Origin of the sequence: Pseudomonas azadiae, from assembly GCF_019145355.1 — a bacterium.
Classification (GTDB): domain Bacteria; phylum Pseudomonadota; class Gammaproteobacteria; order Pseudomonadales; family Pseudomonadaceae; genus Aquipseudomonas; species Aquipseudomonas azadiae.
Window position 1 is genome coordinate 1782110 of sequence record NZ_JAHSTY010000002.1, and the last position, 16813, is coordinate 1798922.

General features: G+C 60.2%; 14 protein-coding genes. 12 read left to right on the forward strand and 2 right to left on the reverse strand.

The features are described from left to right. The 8 genes from KVG91_RS24500 to KVG91_RS24535 all read left to right on the forward strand — a co-directional run bounded on the left by KVG91_RS24500 (window position 1) and on the right by KVG91_RS24535 (window position 10605). Window positions 1-810, forward strand: a complete 810-nt coding sequence (locus KVG91_RS24500) for a CheR family methyltransferase (RefSeq protein WP_169376007.1) — start codon at window positions 1-3, stop codon at window positions 808-810. After that, complete coding sequence (cheD, locus tag KVG91_RS24505; protein WP_169376008.1) at window positions 807-1328, forward strand: chemoreceptor glutamine deamidase CheD; 522 nt, start codon at window positions 807-809, stop codon at window positions 1326-1328. The genes KVG91_RS24500 and cheD overlap by 4 nt, the downstream gene beginning before the upstream one ends. Further along, window positions 1291-2373 (forward strand): protein-glutamate methylesterase/protein-glutamine glutaminase, encoded by a 1083-nt coding sequence (locus KVG91_RS24510; RefSeq protein WP_169376009.1) that lies wholly within the window; start codon window positions 1291-1293, stop codon window positions 2371-2373. The genes cheD and KVG91_RS24510 overlap by 38 nt, the downstream gene beginning before the upstream one ends. Before the next feature lie 203 nt (window positions 2374-2576). Beyond that, on the forward strand, window positions 2577-3818 hold the full coding sequence (gene mexE, locus KVG91_RS24515; protein WP_169376010.1) for a multidrug efflux RND transporter periplasmic adaptor subunit MexE: 1242 nt from the start codon (window positions 2577-2579) through the stop codon (window positions 3816-3818). Between the two features lie 15 nt (window positions 3819-3833). Further along, complete coding sequence (locus tag KVG91_RS24520) at window positions 3834-7013, forward strand: efflux RND transporter permease subunit (RefSeq protein ID WP_169376011.1); 3180 nt, start codon at window positions 3834-3836, stop codon at window positions 7011-7013. Then, window positions 7010-8425: an efflux transporter outer membrane subunit gene (locus tag KVG91_RS24525; protein WP_169376012.1), complete on the forward strand. Its 1416-nt coding sequence runs from the start codon at window positions 7010-7012 to the stop codon at window positions 8423-8425. Before KVG91_RS24520 ends, KVG91_RS24525 begins: the two co-directional genes overlap by 4 nt. A gap of 231 nt (window positions 8426-8656) precedes the next feature. Then, entirely contained in the window at window positions 8657-9175 is a 519-nt protein-coding gene (locus KVG91_RS24530) for a hypothetical protein (RefSeq protein WP_217894946.1), read from the forward strand. A 911-nt stretch (window positions 9176-10086) separates the two neighbouring features. Then, window positions 10087-10605 (forward strand): hypothetical protein, encoded by a 519-nt coding sequence (locus tag KVG91_RS24535; RefSeq protein WP_169377307.1) that lies wholly within the window; start codon window positions 10087-10089, stop codon window positions 10603-10605. A 62-nt stretch (window positions 10606-10667) separates the two neighbouring features. On the opposite strand, the gene KVG91_RS24540 is transcribed toward KVG91_RS24535, so the two are convergent. Beyond that, window positions 10668-11048, reverse strand: coding sequence for a hypothetical protein (locus KVG91_RS24540; protein ID WP_169377305.1), 381 nt, complete (start codon window positions 11046-11048; stop codon window positions 10668-10670). A gap of 290 nt (window positions 11049-11338) precedes the next feature. Next, window positions 11339-12361 (reverse strand): AraC family transcriptional regulator, encoded by a 1023-nt coding sequence (locus tag KVG91_RS24545; RefSeq protein ID WP_169377304.1) that lies wholly within the window; start codon window positions 12359-12361, stop codon window positions 11339-11341. A 165-nt stretch (window positions 12362-12526) separates the two neighbouring features. On the opposite strand from KVG91_RS24545, the gene efeU reads away from it, so the two are divergent. The 4 genes from efeU to efeO (KVG91_RS24565) are packed head-to-tail and all read left to right on the forward strand — an operon-like array spanning window position 12527 to window position 16749. After that, complete coding sequence (gene efeU, locus KVG91_RS24550) at window positions 12527-13372, forward strand: iron uptake transporter permease EfeU (RefSeq protein ID WP_169377303.1); 846 nt, start codon at window positions 12527-12529, stop codon at window positions 13370-13372. Window positions 13373-13382: 10 nt separating this feature from the next. Then, the gene (gene efeO / locus KVG91_RS24555; protein WP_169377302.1) at window positions 13383-14585 is read left to right on the forward strand and encodes an iron uptake system protein EfeO; all 1203 of its coding nucleotides are present in this window, start codon (window positions 13383-13385) and stop codon (window positions 14583-14585) included. Between the two features lie 14 nt (window positions 14586-14599). Then, complete coding sequence (gene efeB, locus KVG91_RS24560; RefSeq protein WP_169377301.1) at window positions 14600-15904, forward strand: iron uptake transporter deferrochelatase/peroxidase subunit; 1305 nt, start codon at window positions 14600-14602, stop codon at window positions 15902-15904. Window positions 15905-15930: 26 nt separating this feature from the next. Then, entirely contained in the window at window positions 15931-16749 is an 819-nt protein-coding gene (gene efeO, locus KVG91_RS24565; RefSeq protein ID WP_169377300.1) for an iron uptake system protein EfeO, read from the forward strand. The last annotated feature ends 64 nt before the right edge of the window (window positions 16750-16813 follow it).

Genomic DNA, 16813 nt, shown 5'->3' on the forward strand with positions numbered 1-16813 from the left:
ATGTCAGACGCCGCCGCACTTGATGACCGTGAATTCGGTCAATTCCAATCCTGGTTGTACCGCGCGGCAGGCATCAACCTGTCGCCGGCCAAGAAAGCCCTGGTGGCCGGGCGGCTGTCCAAGCGCCTCAAGCACTATGAGCTGGACAGCTATGGGGACTATTTCAAGCTGATCATGAGCGATCAGCGCACGGGAGAACTGCAAGTCGCGCTGGACCTGCTGACCACCAACGAGACCTACTTTTTCCGCGAGCCCAAGCACTTCGATTTCCTGCGTCAGCAGGTATTGCCCAAGGCCGCGCCGGGCAAGGTGTTTCGCGTCTGGAGCGCGGCCAGCTCCTCGGGCGAAGAACCCTACAGCCTGGCGATGACCCTGGCCGAGAGCCTGGGTACCACGCCCTGGGAAGTGATCGGCTCGGACATCAGCACCCAGGTGCTGGCCAAGGCGCGCAACGGGCATTACTCCATGGAGCGTACCGGCACCCTGCCCCAGCCGCTGCTGACCAAGTACTGCCTCAAGGGGATCGGCCGCCAGGAAGGCACCTTCCTGATCGACAAGGCCTTGCGCAACCGCGTCAACTTTGTGCAAGTCAACCTGAACGAGCCGCTGCCGGCGCTCGGCGAGTTCGATGTGATCTTCCTGCGTAACGTCATGATCTATTTCGACCAGCAGACCAAGCGCCAGGTGGTCGCACGTTTGTTGCCGCTGCTCAAGCCCGGCGGCTATTTCATCATCAGTCACTCGGAAAGCCTCAACGGGGTCAATGACACCTTGAAGCTGGTGGCGCCGTCGATCTACCACAAGCCATGAAAAAGCCCCTCGGTGCGGCCGAAGTGGTGTTGGCGCCAGGCCAGGTCAGTTTTGCCACGCGGCCGACGCGCCTGCGCACCTTGCTCGGCTCCTGCGTGGCGTTCACGTTCTGGCATCCGCAACGGCTGATCGGCGGCATGTGCCATTTCATGCTGCCGGCGCGCTTGCGCAACAATCAACCGCTGGATGGCAAATACGGCGACGAAGCGCTGGAATTACTGCTTCGGCACGCGCGCGTGCATGGCACGCGAGCGCAGGAGTACCAAGTGAAGGCGTTCGGCGGTGGCCAAATGTTCCCCGCGGAGCAGCACCAGAATGTGGCCAGCTTGAATATCCGCGCAGCGCTGGCCCTGGCCGAGCACCACCATTTGCACCTGGCGGCCCAGGACATGGGCAGCACCGGCTATCGCGCTATTGTGTTCGACCTGTGGAACGGCAACGTCTGGGTCCGGCATCAACCAATGGGACTACTTGAAAACAATGCCTTCGAAAAAAATCAGTGTATTGCTGGTCGATGACTCGGCCGTGGTGCGCCAGGTGCTGCTGGCGATCTTCAACGACACGCCGGACATTCACGTGATGGGCGCGGCTTCCGACCCGATTTTCGCGATGGACAAACTCGCCCGCGAGTGGCCGGACGTGATCGTGCTGGATGTGGAAATGCCGCGCATGGACGGCATCACCTTTCTGCGCAAAATCATGAGTGAGCGGCCGACACCGGTGGTGATCTGCTCCTCACTGACCCAGAAAGGCGCGGAGACCTCGCTGCAAGCGCTGTCGGCCGGCGCGGTGGAAATCATCACCAAGCCCACCACCGGGTTGAAGAACTTCCTGATCGAGTCGGCGGCCGAGCTGGTCGCGGCGATCCGCGCCGCGGCCCATTCCAATGTCAAGAACCTGGGCAAGCGCACGGCGCGACCGACGCCCGCAGCCGCACCCGCGGGCAAGCTCAGCGCCGATGCGATTCTGCCCGCCGCCAACGGCCAGGCCATGGCCCAGACCACCGAACGTATTGTCGCCATCGGCACCTCCACCGGCGGCACCCAGGCGCTGGAAGCGGTGCTGACCGCGCTGCCAAGGGTATGCCCGGGCATGGTGATCGTGCAGCACATGCCGGAGAAGTTCACCGCGTCCTTTGCCGAACGCCTCAACAGTGTGTGCCAGATCGAGGTGCGCGAGGCCCGCAACAACGACCGCATACTCCCCGGCCTGGCGCTGATCGCTCCCGGTGGCAAGCACTTGATGGTGACGCGAAGTGGTGCCTTTTATCACGCGCAGGTCATCGACGGGCCGCTGGTCAACCGCCACCGCCCCTCGGTGGATGTGCTGTTTCGCTCGGTGGCCAAGTTTGCCGGCAAGAACGCCACCGGCATCATTATGACCGGCATGGGCGACGACGGCGCCCGGGGCCTCAAGGAAATGCTCGATGCCGGTGCGGCCACGGTGGCCCAGGACGAGGCCAGTTGCGTGGTGTTCGGCATGCCCAAGGAAGCCATCAAGCTCAATGCCGCCCAGCGCATCATGGCGTTGCAGGATATTCACCAGGCGATATTGCATAAGTGAGAAACGCACCACTGTTGCGCAACCGATAACAGTCCTTTGTTATCACGCCCATTGATAGCCCCCTAACGAAACCCCCATCCTAGAGGGCTAATCTCGCGCTTATATCATTCCGAATGATAGTTACCTTTGCTTCATTCGATTCGTGACATAGCACATCGCCGCGCATGATCCGCCCATCTCAAATACATTGGCGGATGCACCTCATGGAACAGTCATTCAACTATTTGCGCTTACCCCTGGCGATTCTGGCCGTGGCGGTGATGAGCGCATGCGGCAAGGCCCCGGACCAGGCGGCCGCCATGCCGGCGCCCAAGGTCAGCGTGGCCAAGGTGCTGGAGCAACCGGTCAACGAGTGGGATGAGTTCACCGGTCGCCTGGAAGCCCCGGAGACCGTACAGATTCGTCCACGGGTTTCCGGCCAGATTGACCAAGTCGCTTTTACCGAAGGCGCTTTGGTCAAGAAAGGCGACCTGCTGTTCCAGATCGACCCGCGTCCGTTCCAGGCCGAAGTGCGCCGCCTTGAAGCCCAGCTTGCCCAAACCAAGGCCGCCGCCAGCCGCAGCGATAACGAAGCGCAACGTGGCGAACGCCTGCGCCAGAGTAATGCGATTTCCGCCGAACTGGCCGACTCGCGCACCACCGCCGCCCAGGAAGCCCGCGCCGCCGTCGCCGGGATCCAGGCGCAACTGGACCTGGCCAAGCTCAACCTGAGCTTCACCCGCGTGACCTCGCCGATCAGCGGCCGCGTCAGCCGTGCCGAAATCACCGCCGGCAACCTGGTGACCGCCGATGTCACCGCCCTGACCAGCGTGGTGTCCACCGACAAGGTCTACGCCTACTTCGACGCCGATGAGCGCGTGTTCCTCAAGTACACCGAACTGGCCCGCCAGGGCCGTCGCGGCGCAACCACACCGGTGTACCTGGGCCTGTCGAATGAAAGCGGCAACCCGCACCTGGGCCAGATGAACTTCATCGACAACCAGGTCAACCCGGCCACCGGCACCATCCGGGGTCGCGCCGTGTTCGACAACAGCAAGGGCGAATACACCCCAGGCCTGTATGCACGCCTGAAGCTGGTCGGCAGCGGCACCTACTCCGCCGTGCTGATCAACGATGAAGCCGTCGGCACCGACCTGGGCAAGAAATTCGTGCTGGTGATGGACGGTGACAAGCCGGCCTATCGCTCGGTGGAACTGGGGCCGAAGATCGAAGGGTTGCGCATCGTGCGCAGCGGCCTGACCAAGGACGACACCGTGATCGTCAAGGGCCTGCAGCGTGCGCGTCCCGGCTCTCCGGTCGCTCCGGAAACCATCCCGATGGCCAGCCAGGAAACCCTCGCCGCCTTGGCCCAACAACGACAAGCGCTGGAAGCGAGCAACCTGGAACAGGTCGCGCCGCAAAAAGCCGCGCCCAAACTGGCCAGTAGCGCGACTCCACGCGGTTAAGGGATACGACTCAAGATGAATTTTTCCAAGTTCTTCATTTCGCGGCCGATCTTCGCAGCGGTGCTGTCGCTGCTGATCCTGATCGCCGGCGCGATTTCGCTGTTCCAGTTGCCGATCAGCGAATACCCGGAAGTGGTGCCACCGACCGTCGTGGTCCGCGCCAACTTCCCGGGCGCCAACCCCAAGGTCATCGGTGAAACCGTGGCGGCACCGCTGGAGCAGGCGATCACCGGCGTCGAGAACATGCTGTACATGTCCTCGCAGTCGACCGCTGACGGCAAGCTGACCCTGACCATCACCTTCGCCCTGGGCACCGACCTGGACAACGCGCAGGTACAGGTACAGAACCGTGTCACCCGCACGCAGCCAAAACTGCCGGAGGAAGTGACGCGCATTGGTATCACCGTGGACAAGGCCTCCCCCGACCTGACCATGGTGGTGCACTTGACCTCGCCGGATCAGCGCTACGACATGCTGTACCTGTCCAACTACGCGATCCTTAACATCAAGGATGAGTTGGCGCGACTCGGCGGCGTGGGCGATGTGCAGTTGTTCGGCATGGGCGATTACTCGCTGCGCGTCTGGCTGGACCCGAACAAGACTGCTTCGCGTAACTTGACCGCGACCGATGTGGTCACCGCGATCCGTGAGCAGAACCGTCAGGTGGCGGCCGGCGCCCTGGGTGCGCAACCCGCACCGAGTGACACCAGCTTCCAGTTGTCGGTCAACACCCAAGGCCGCCTGGTCACCGAGGAAGAGTTCGAGAACATTGTGATTCGCGCCGGCGCCAACGGTGAAATCACCCGCCTCAAGGACATCGCCCGGGTTGAGCTGGGCTCCAGCCAATACGCGCTGCGCTCGCTGATCGACAACCAGCCGGCCGTTGCGATCCCGATTTTCCAACGCCCAGGCTCCAACGCCATCGACATCTCCAACGATGTGCGCAGCAAGATGGCCGAGCTTAAAAAGGGCTTCCCGGCGGGCATGGATTACCGCATCGCCTATGACCCGACGATCTTTGTGCGCGGCTCCATCGAAGCGGTGGTGCACACCCTGTTCGAAGCGCTGATCCTCGTGGTGCTGGTGGTGATCCTGTTCCTGCAGACCTGGCGCGCCTCGATCATTCCGTTGGTGGCGGTGCCGGTCTCGTTGATCGGTACGTTTGCGGTGATGCACCTGTTTGGGTTCTCGCTGAACGCGCTGTCATTGTTCGGCTTGGTACTGGCCATCGGCATCGTGGTCGACGACGCCATCGTGGTGGTGGAGAACGTCGAACGCAATATCGAGCTGGGCCTGGAACCGTTCCCGGCCACTGAAAAAGCCATGAGCGAAGTGACCGGGCCGATCATCGCCACGGCGCTGGTGCTGTGCGCGGTGTTCATTCCAGCCGCGTTTATCAGTGGCTTGACCGGACAGTTCTACAAACAGTTCGCCTTGACCATTGCGATCTCGACAGTGATCTCGGCCTTCAACTCGCTGACCCTGTCCCCTGCCCTGGCTGCCGTGTTGCTGCGGGCTCACGACGCACCGAAGGATCGCTTCTCGCGGTTCCTCGACAAGCTCTTCGGCGGCTGGTTGTTCCGTCCCTTCAACCGCTTTTTCGAAAAAGCCAGCCATGGCTACGTGGGTACCGTGCGCCGAGTGATTCGCGGCAGCGGCATTGCCCTGTTCGTGTACGCCGGCTTGATGGTGCTGACCTTCTTCGGCTTTGCCCACACCCCGACCGGTTTCGTACCGGCCCAGGACAAGCAATACCTGGTGGCCTTCGCGCAATTGCCCGATGCCGCAAGCCTGGACCGCACCGAAAACGTGATGAAGCGCATGTCCGATATCGCGCTGAAACAGCCCGGCGTGGAAAGCGCGATTGCCTTCCCTGGCCTGTCGATCAACGGTTTCACCAACAGCCCCAACAGCGGCATCGTGTTCGTGACCCTGAAGCCCTTCGATGAGCGCAAAGACGCGAGCATGTCCGCCGGTGCGATTGCCGGTGCGCTGAACGGCCAGTACAGCAACATCGAAGAAGCGTATATGGCGATCTTCCCACCGCCGCCGGTACAGGGCCTGGGTACGATTGGTGGCTTCCGCCTGCAGATCGAAGACCGTGGCAACCTCGGCTACGACGAGCTGTACAAGGAAGTGCAGAACATCATTACCAAGAGCCATGGCGTACCGGAGTTGTTCGGCCTGTTCACCAGCTACACGGTCAACGTGCCCCAGGTCGATGCCGCCATCGACCGTGAAAAGGCCAAGACCCACGGCGTGGCGATCAGCGACATCTTCGACACCCTGCAGGTCTACCTGGGTTCGTTGTATGCCAACGACTTCAACCGCTTCGGGCGCACCTACCAGGTCAACGTGCAGGCCGAGCAACAGTTCCGCCAGGACTCCGATCAGATCGGCCAGCTGAAAGTGCGCAACAACAAAGGCGAGATGATCCCGTTGGCGACCTTTATCAAGGTCAGCGACACCTCGGGTCCCGACCGCGTGATGCACTACAACGGCTTTATCACCGCTGAAATCAACGGCAACGCCGCACCGGGCTACAGCTCCGGCCAGGCCCAGGTCGCGATTGAAAAACTGTTGAAGGATGAACTGCCCAACGGCATGACCTACGAGTGGACCGACCTGACTTATCAGCAAATCCTCTCGGGCAACACCGCGCTGTTCGTGTTCCCGCTCTGCGTACTGCTGGCGTTCCTGGTACTGGCCGCCCAATACGAAAGCTGGAGCCTGCCGCTGGCGGTGATCCTGATCGTACCGATGACGCTGCTGTCGGCGATTACCGGGGTGATCATCTCGGGCGGCGACAACAACATCTTCACCCAGATCGGCCTGATCGTACTGGTGGGCCTGGCGTGCAAGAACGCGATTCTGATCGTCGAGTTCGCCAAGGACAAACAGGAGGAAGGCCTCGACCCGCTCGCGGCGGTGCTGGAAGCCTGCCGTCTGCGTCTGCGGCCGATCCTGATGACCTCGTTCGCCTTCATCATGGGTGTGGTGCCACTGGTGTTGTCCAGCGGTGCCGGTGCCGAGATGCGCCATGCCATGGGCGTGGCGGTGTTCTCCGGGATGATCGGTGTGACCTTCTTCGGCCTGTTGCTGACGCCCGTGTTCTACGTACTGATCCGTCGCTATGTGGAGCGCCAGGAAGCGCGCAAAGCGGCCAAGGCCTTGAAGCTGGAGACACAGCAATGAGTGTGAACCTGTTTTTGCCGAGCTTGCTGGTCCTGGCGCTGAGCGCCTGTGCCGTGGGCCCGGACTACAAGACCCAGACCCCGGAGGCGGCGAATATCACCGCCGCCGTCGACGCCAAGCAGTATGACCATGCCAAATTCGAAGGCATCTGGTGGCAGCAGTTCGAGGACCCGACCCTCAACCAGTTGGTGACTCAGTCGCTGCAGGGCAACCGTGACTTGCGCGTCGCCTTTGCCCGCCTGCGCGCCGCTCGGGCGATTCGCGATGACGCCAGCAACGACATCATGCCAACCATCACCAGCCGCGCCAGCAGCGACCTGGCCAAGGGGCAAATCCCCGGCCAGACCACGCGGCGCGTCAACAGTGAGCGTTACGACCTCGGCCTGGACATGGCCTGGGAGCTCGACTTGTTCGGCCGCATCCGGCGTAACCTGGAGGCCAGCGACGCCGACCAGCAGGCCGCCGAAGCGGACTTGTACCAGTTGCAAGTGACCATGATCGCGGAGCTGGTGGACGCCTACGGTCAACTGCGCGGCGCGCAACTGCGTGAACGCATTGCCCTGGACAACCTGAAGAACCAGCAGGATTCACGCACCATTACCGAAAGCCTGCGCGATGCCGGCGTGGGCGACCAACTCGACGTGGAGCGCGCCAACGCGCGCCTCGCCGCGGTGGAAGCCAGCGTGCCGCAACTGCAAGCCGAACAAGTGCGCGAGCGCAACCGCATCGCCACCCTCCTCGGCCAGCGTCCGGACAAGCTCAGCGTAGACCTGAGCCCCAAGGACCTGCCGGCCATCGCCAAGGCCTTGCCGATCGGTGATCCGGGACAACTGCTGCAACGTCGCCCGGACATCCTCAGCGCCGAACGCAAACTGGCGGCCGCCACCGCGCGCATCGGCGTTGCCAAGGCCGACTTGTTCCCTCGGGTCAGCCTCAGCGGCTTCCTCGGCTTTACCGCCGGGCGAGGTTCGCAGATCGGCTCGTCCGCCGCCAACGCCTGGGCCCTTGGCCCGAGCATTACCTGGGCAGCGTTCGACCTGGGCAGCGTGCGCGCGCGTTTACGCGGCGCGGACGCCGAGGCGGATGGCGCCCTGGCCACCTACGAGCAGCAAGTGCTGCTGGCCCTGGAAGAATCCGAAAACGCCTTCAGCGACTACGGCAAGCGCCAGCAACGCCTGGTGTCGCTGATCCGCCAAAGCGAATCGAGCCGCGCCGCCGCCGACCTGGCCGCGATCCGCTACCGCGAAGGCACCGTGGACTTCCTGGTGCTGCTGGACGCCCAGCGCGAACGCCTGGCCGCCGAGGATTCCCAGGCCCAGGCCGAAGTGGATCTGTATCGCGGGATTGTCGCGATCTACAAAGCGCTGGGAGGTGGCTGGCAGCCGGACGCGGTTGTGGCCACAGCGAAGTGAAGTAAAGAGCTCCTTTGGTTGGTCGCATCCAGCCAATTTTTAGCCCCGTGGTCCATTCGGTCATGGGGCTTTTTTTGGCTTGGTGCTTTACGGGGATGATGGTTCGGAAGTTGCCCGCAAGTTATTCAGGCTTATCTGTCAGAGAGATCTGAAACTGCTTTGGGGCGCTAATGTTGGGATGCGGGGCGTCGATAACGGGGGTGTAGTTCTTACTCTAGGCAGGAGACGGATATGCAAGTTACAACCACCCCGACCGCGTTATCGAAGCAAACCGATGCTCGCGTGATTAGAAACCCAACGATGGTCACGAATGCGTTTACGCTGACGGAAGAGTCCAAGGCGGCGGAAACGCTGAAGCTTAAGCAGCAGGAAAAAATAGCTGAGCTTAAAACTTTCTTGAAAGATTACGACATGACGTCCATTAGCACTTACGAGCTTAAAAAAGTAGGCCGCAGACTGTATGAGGCCGACCTGATCGATGTAAATACTTTCGGAATGTTCATTTCGGGAGATGGTGCATCCGATGAAAATGGCCACCAAACAAAACAGGATGTAAAATTTAACGCCATTGCTCTTTTCAATGAAAAATACGAAGACCAATTAGCGTATTTCAGCACCGACCGTTACTCGACTCAAGAAAGCGTGACTTACATTTTAGGGGGAATGAAAAGTGCGAATCAGGCAATCAACGCGCTCGCCTATTTTGCCAACTCTGCAAAAAACACCCTAGCGGTAGACGAGTTTGTTTGAGCCGGGAATACGGTGTGCCAGAGCATTTCCTGGCACACCGCCCCCCGGTTATCGACTGTATCTAACGTTTCCCGAATAGGCTTTTGAAATAGCGTCAGGGTTTTTTAGCCTCACTCGATACGTACCGAACGACCCCACATAAGAAACACTACTTCCTATGCTGGACGCTACTGGACTCCATCCTCCTCCCGACTCTCGCTCGATTGAAATCAGAGGCGCGCGCCCGGCACCGCTAGCAGAAACCATGGCGTTGATATTCGCTCCAGAACACCCACCGGCAGAAGTTATAGTGAAGGGGCCATGCGCCGTTGATTGCATGTCACCCTCTATGATTCCGCTATAACTCTCCGAGATATTCAAGCACAACGCCGACACCTGAAACGACAACCCCAGCAATAGAGCAAATGGAAGCACTATAAGACGCCTCATAAATTCACCTCATAAATAAATGATTAAATCCTCAGCATGCGACGCATGCAACAAAGCAACCACAGGCTTTCATTCCCCATAGGCGTTCCTCAGATGGACGATGATTGGTCATACCGATTATTCACAGCTGCACCTTAACTGGAACCCAGTGAACATCGGCGGGGAACCACGCCATTACTATGCATGAACTTTCAAACACGAGTAGCCGCTCGCCTCCTAAAAAGTTGCAGGAAAGCTCTTCAGACCTTGATGACATGAAAATGGGCGTGCCTTAGCTCCCCAACTAAAATCACGGCAGCCATCGAGCTAAAGTGGCATCAGTTTTTTGTCTAGGTTTTATTCAGAAGCGCTATTCAGGAGGTTTCCTGCAAATCATTCAGCCTTATCTGTCAGAGAGATCTGAAACTTCTTTCGAGCGCTAATGTTCAATTGCAGAGCGTCGATAACGAGAAGGTAATTCTTATTCTAGACAGGAGACGGATATGCAAGTTACAACCACCCCGACCGCGTTATCGAAGCAAACCGATGCTCGCGTGATCAGAAATCCGACGATGGTGACGAATGCGTTTACGCTGACGGAAGAGTCCAAGGCGGCGGAAACGCTGAAGCTTAAGGACCCAGAAAAAATTAATGATCTGAAAATTTTCTTGAAGCGTTATGACTTCACTTCGATCAGCACCAATGAACTTAAAGAAGTTGGCAGCATGCTCTACGATAACAAGCTCATAGATGACAATACGTTCATGATGTTCATAGCGGGCGACGGCGCATCAGATGCTAATGGCCGCCAAACCAAAATGGACGTTAAATTCAATGCGATCGCTTTGTTTAACGAAAAGCTGGAGGATAACATGGCGTATTTCAAAACTGATCGATATTCGAAACCTGAGCATGTTGCCTATATCACTCACCGAATGGTCAGTGCCAACCAAGCGCTTAATGCGATGGTATACTTCGCAAACTCCACAGCCAGCACCCTCTCTATAGATGAACACGCATGATCAACAAACACTATAAAAGCAGCGCGTTGAAGGTGTCTGTCAACGCGCTGTTTGCATACATATTAACGCCCGTATCTGACGCTACCTGAATAAGACTTTGAAATCGCATCAGGATTATCCAACCTCACTCGATACGTGCCGAAACCACCAACATAGGAGACGCTGCTCCCTATACTATTGGCAACGGATTGCCAGCCCCCTCCCAACTCTCGCTCAATAGCAATTCGAGGTGCGCTTCCCGCACCGCCTGGAGAAACATTGGCATCAATACTAGCTCCGGAACAGCCGCCGGCGGGTGTGATTATAAATGGCCCATGCGCCGTCAGCTCCATTTTACCCTCTATGATACCGCTGTAACTTTCTGACACGTACAAGCACAACGCCGACACCTGAAACGACAAACCCAACAATAAAGCAAATGGCAACACTATAAGACGTTTCATATATTCACCTTCATAAATAAGTTATCAAATCCTCAGCATGCAACAACGCAACCACGGGCTCTCAATCTCCTCATAGGCGTTCCTCACGAAGGAAAAATGATTTGTTATACCGAGCATTCAGTGCTGCGCCCTTAACCAGGACCCTGTGAACTATCGGCGAGAACCACGCCATTACTATGCGATGACCTTTCAAACACGAGTAGCCGCTCGCCTCCTAAAAAGTTGCGGGAAAGCTCTTCAGACTTTATGAAGGACGACGGTGTCTATATCTCTGATCTTCAAACTTAGGACTAAACGCGCGCAACCTCATTCAAAATCAAACTCCGATAATGCCCCGGGTTCGACCCGCTCCATTTACGAAACGCCTTATAAAACGAACTCGTATCGGCAAACCCCAGCCGCTCGGTAATTTCGGCAAAGCTGATGTGCGCTTCCGCCAGCCAGACAATCGCCAGCTCTTTGCGCACACTGTCCTTGAGGCCCTGGTAAGTCTGCCCCTCTTCCGCCAGGCGGCGGCGCAGGGTCGAGGCGGAGATGCACAGGCTGGCGGCGAGGCGTTCGGTTTCCGGCCAGGTGTCGGGGGGCATGTGGCGCAGGTCGTGTTTGATACGGGTGGCGAGGCTGTCGGGGTCGCGGTATTTGACCAGGATGTTGGCCGGCGCGTGGGCCAGGAAGCGTTTGAGTTCTTCGGCACTGCGCTTGATCGGCAGGTCCAGGCAGTCGGCGGAGAAGATCATGCGGGTACGCGGGCGGTCGAACCGCAGGTTGTCGGAGAACATCACTCGGTAGTCGTCGCAGAAGTCCGGTGCTGAACAGCGCAGTTCGATCGCCAGGATCGGAATGCGCCGGCCTGCCAGCCAACAGGCCACGCCGTGGACGATCATCCAGTAGGTAAAGTAGGTGAAGGCACGACGGGGTTCGGGCTCAGGCTCAAGCAACACGATCTCGGCCAGGCTTTGTTGGCGCACCAGTTGCGCGGGCAGTTGCTCAAGCATCAGCGACAGAAACCCCAGGCCGGTTTCCAGACCGGTGGCGACGGTCGGCTGCGCCATGGCCGCGCGGCAAAGGAACGCCAGGCTGCCGGACTTGAGCTTGCGCGGGTCCATGCCGAAGAACTCGTCATCGGTGCGTCGCGCCAGCAGGCGCCACAGGCGTGCGTAGGTCGTGGCCGGCACCCGCGCGGAGGGTTCGGTGAGCAGTTTTGCGTCGATACCGGCTTTGTGCAGCACCTGGGCACAGGCTGCCTCGTCCGCACAGCCCTGGAGCAGGGCTTCGCACACGAGGCGGATGGAGATGGTGTCTTTTTCCGACATGTGGATCGATGTCCAACTGCGCAAAGAATGGCGTGCATCATAAGGGCGGACGGGATTCGCTACTACCGTTCAGCTTAGGTTCAGCTAAAGTCAACAGTTCGTGTTTGGCAATGAGTATCATTATGTTACAACTTAGCACCCTATCTAGTTCTGCTGCGGTGCCGAATGCTCGTTCCTTTTCTCATCATGCTGCGCGAAGGCATTGAAGCCGCATTGATCGTCGGCATTATCGCCAGTTACCTGCAGCAGACCGGCCGCGGCCAGTGGATGCCGGCCGTGTGGATCGGCGTGTTTCTCGCGGCCGCGCTGGCATTGCTGGTGGGTGGCGGGCTGGAACTGGTCAGCGCCGAATTTCCGCAAAAGCAGCAGGAACTGTTCGAGGGCATCGTCGGCCTGGTCGCCGTGGCCATCCTCAGTTCGATGGTGTTCTGGATGCGCAAAGTGGCGCGGTCCATCAAGCATTCGCTGCACCAATCCCTGGACCACGCCCTGGCCGGTTCCAGGCACCAGGTCACCGCGCTGATTCTGATGGTGTTTTTCGCCGTGGCCCGCGAGGGACTGGAAACCGTGTTCTTCCTGCTGGCAGTGTTCCAGCAGAGCGAAGGCCCGGGTGCACCGATAGGCGCCCTGCTCGGCCTGATCCTGGCGATCATCGTCGGCTTGCTGATTTACACCGGCAGCATGCGGTTGAACCTGGGTGCGTTTTTCCGCTGGACCGGCCTGTTCATTCTGGTGGTGGCCGCCGGCATCCTGGCCAATTCGGTGCAGGCGCTGCACGAAGCCGGGGTATGGAACCACTGGCAAACCGTATTGTTCGACTTCAGCGCCGCGTTGCCCATAGACAGCCCGCTGGGCTCGGTGTTTGCCGGTATGTTCGGCTATCAGGAAGCCCCTACCCTCAGCACGCTCGGCGCCTACCTGATTTACCTGGTGGTGGCTTTGGTGATGTTTTTCCTGCCCGCCGCACCGTCCAAGCCTGGCGCCACGCCCTCTTGCGTTTCCACTCAGTAAGGACCGCCCTTTGTCCAACCCAACTCCTCAACCGGCGCCAGCGCCCCGCGCCCTGCGCTGGGCCGTGGCGGGCTCGGTGGTCGTGATGATCGCCGCCGGAGCGCTGTTCTATTACGCCTCGCAACGGGCGGCCAGCAAACGCCAGGCCAACCACGACGAGATCGCCGTGACCATCCTTGGCCACGCCTGTGAGCCGAACGAACTGAGCGTGCCCGCTGGCCGCGCCAGCTTCCGTATCATCAACCGCTCCGATCGTGCGGTGGAATGGGAGATCCTCGATGGCGTGCTGGTGGTCGAAGAACGCGAAAACATCGCCCCGGGCCTCAGCCAGGTGATCAACGCCAACCTGCCGCCGGGCGACTATGCGATCACCTGCGGCCTGTTGAGCAACCCGCGCGGCACCTTGCACGTGACGCCGACCGCCGCGTCCGATGCCCAGGCCAAGGCCAGACCGTCGATGGTGGCGTTTATCGGCCCGTTGTCCGAGTTTCGCGTGTACTTGAGCAGCCAGGGCAGCGCCTTGATCAAGGCCGCGACCGCCCTGCAGCACGCCATCGACGCAGGGGATCTGGCCCAGGCGCAAACGCTCTACGTCCCGGCGCGTGAGGCTTACCAGCGACTCGCGCCGGCGGCGCAACGCCTGGCGCAGCTGGACAATGCGATCAACGCGCGCGCCGACTACTTCGAGAAGCGCGAACAGGACCCGGCCTTCAGCGGCTTTCACCGCCTGGAATACAGCCTGTTCCAACAACGCAGCCTCGACGGCCTGGCCCCGATTGCGCAGCAACTGGTGACAGACCTCGCGACGCTCAAGACCCAACTGTTGGCCCAGTCTCTGCCGCCGGAGCAGCTGGTGAGCATCGTCGTGCGCAACCTCAACAGCCTCGCCGAGGTACGCGCCATCAGCGGTGAAGAGGAGCGTTACAGCCACGTCGACCTGAATGGTTTCGCTGCCAACCTGCAAGCCGCCCGCAAGGTGGTCGACCTGATGCGCCCGCTGCTGGCCAAGGCCGCCGCCGACCTGCTACCGAACATCGACAGCGCGCTCGCAGCCTTCGACGCCGAACTCAATGGTTTTAAAGTCGACGGCCAGTACAGCCGCTACGACAGCGTGACCGCCGATCAGCGCAAGCAGATCGCCGACAAGGCCAAGGCTCTGGCCGTTGCACTCGATGGAATCGACCCCGCCCTTGGCCTTTCCGGCCTGCAGTGAAGACGACCGCACCCATGAGCGATTCAAAACAGTTTGATCTCCAGCGCCGCCGCGTCCTGCTGGGCATGGCCGCCACCGGTGCCGCGATTGCCGGCGGCAGCCTGGCCTGCCCGGCCATGGCGGCCGCCGCCGAGCAAGTCGCCACCGCACCGCGCAGCGACAACACCCAGGACCACCACGACTTTTTCGGCCGCCATCAAAGCGGCATCGTTACCCCGCGTCCGGCCTGCGGCATGGTCGTGGCATTCGATGTGCTGGCCAGCGACCGCGCAGACCTGGAGCGCCTGTTGCGCACCTTGAGCGAACGCATTGCGTTCCTCATGACCGGCGGCACCGTGCCGCAAGTGGACCCGAAACTGCCGCCCACCGATTCCGGGATTCTCGGTCCGGTGGTCACGCCGGACAACCTGACCATCACCGTGTCTGTCGGTGAATCGCTGTTCGATGAGCGCTTTGGCCTCACGGCGATCAAGCCCAAGCGCCTGATCCGCATGGTCGGCTTCCCCAACGATGCGCTGGAGCCGGCGCAGTGCCACGGCGACCTGAGCCTGCAGTTCAGTTCCAACACCCCCGACACCAATATCCACGCCCTGCGCGACATCGTGAAAAACCTGCCGGACCTGCTCCTGGTGCGCTGGAAGCAGGAAGGCAGCGTGCCGCCCCAGGCGCCGGCCAAGCCTGGTGAGCCTGCGCAGAGCGCGCGTAACTTCCTGGGCTTTCGCGACGGTTCGGCCAACCCGAACTCCAACGACGACAAGGCGATGGACCAGATCGTGTGGGTGCAGCCTGGCAGCGACGAACCGGCCTGGGCGGCTGGCGGCAGCTACCAGGCCGTGCGCATCATCCGCAACTTCGTCGAGCGCTGGGACCGTACCCCGCTGCAAGAACAGGAAAGCATCATCGGCCGCATCAAGCCCAGCGGCGCGCCCATGAATGGCGACAAGGAAACCCAGGTGCCCGACTACAGCAAGGACCCGCAAGGCAAGTTGACCAAGCTCGATGCCCACATTCGTCTGGCCAACCCGCGCACCCCGCAGACCCAGGCCAACCTGATCCTGCGTCGACCGTTCAACTACTCCAACGGCGTCAACAAAAACGGCCAGCTGGACATGGGGCTGTTGTTCATCTGCTACCAGGCTGATCTGGAAAAAGGTTTTATCAGCGTGCAAACCCGGCTGAACGGCGAGCCCCTGGAGGAATACCTCAAGCCGGTTGGCGGCGGGTACTTCTTCAGCTTGCCGGGAGCCACGGGGCCGGATGATTTCATCGGGCGAACGCTGCTGGCTGCAACGCACCTTCACACCACTGCCACTACCTGAACAACCCCCAGAGCGAATAACGTCCCATGAAGAAGTCGACCATTGCGTTGTCGTTGTTAATGACCCTTTCCCCGCTGCCAGCCTTCGCCGCAACCGCGCCGCTGGACCTGGTAGGCCCGGTGTCGGACTACAAGATCTACGTCACCGAAGAAATCGGTGAGCTGGTCACCCAGACCCAGGCGTTCACTGATGCCATCAACCAAGGCGACCTGGCCACCGCCAAAAAGCTCTACGCGCCGACCCGCGTGCACTATGAATCCATCGAGCCGATCGCCGAGCTGTTCAGCGACCTCGACGCGTCCATTGATTCGCGCGTGGATGACCATGAAAAAGGCGTGACCGCCGAAGATTTCACCGGCTTCCACCGCATCGAATACGCGCTGTTCTCGCAGAACAGCACCCAGGGCCTGGAAACGCTGACCGCCAAGCTCAACACCGACGTCAACGACCTCAAGACCCGCGTCGACGGCCTGACCTTCCCGCCCGAAAAAGTCGTTGGCGGCGCCGCTGCCCTGCTCGAGGAAGTCGCCGCCACCAAGATTTCCGGCGAAGAAGACCGCTACAGCCACACCGACCTGTATGACTTCCAGGGCAACATCGACGGCGCGAAGAAAATCGTCGACCTGTTCCGTGGCCAGATCGAGAAACAAGACAAAGCCTTCCTGGCCAAGGTCGACAAGAACTTCGCCAGCGTGGACAAGGTCCTGGCCAAGTACAAGACCCAGGACGGCGGCTTCGAGACCTACGACAAGGTCAAGGACAACGACCGCAAGGCCCTGGTCGGTCCGGTCAATACCCTGGCTGAAGATCTGTCGATGTTGCGTGGCAAGTTGGGTTTGAACTGAACGCCGCATAAAAGAGACCCAGCCCCTGTTGAAGGGGCTGGGTCTTTTTTTTTGCCTGCGGGTT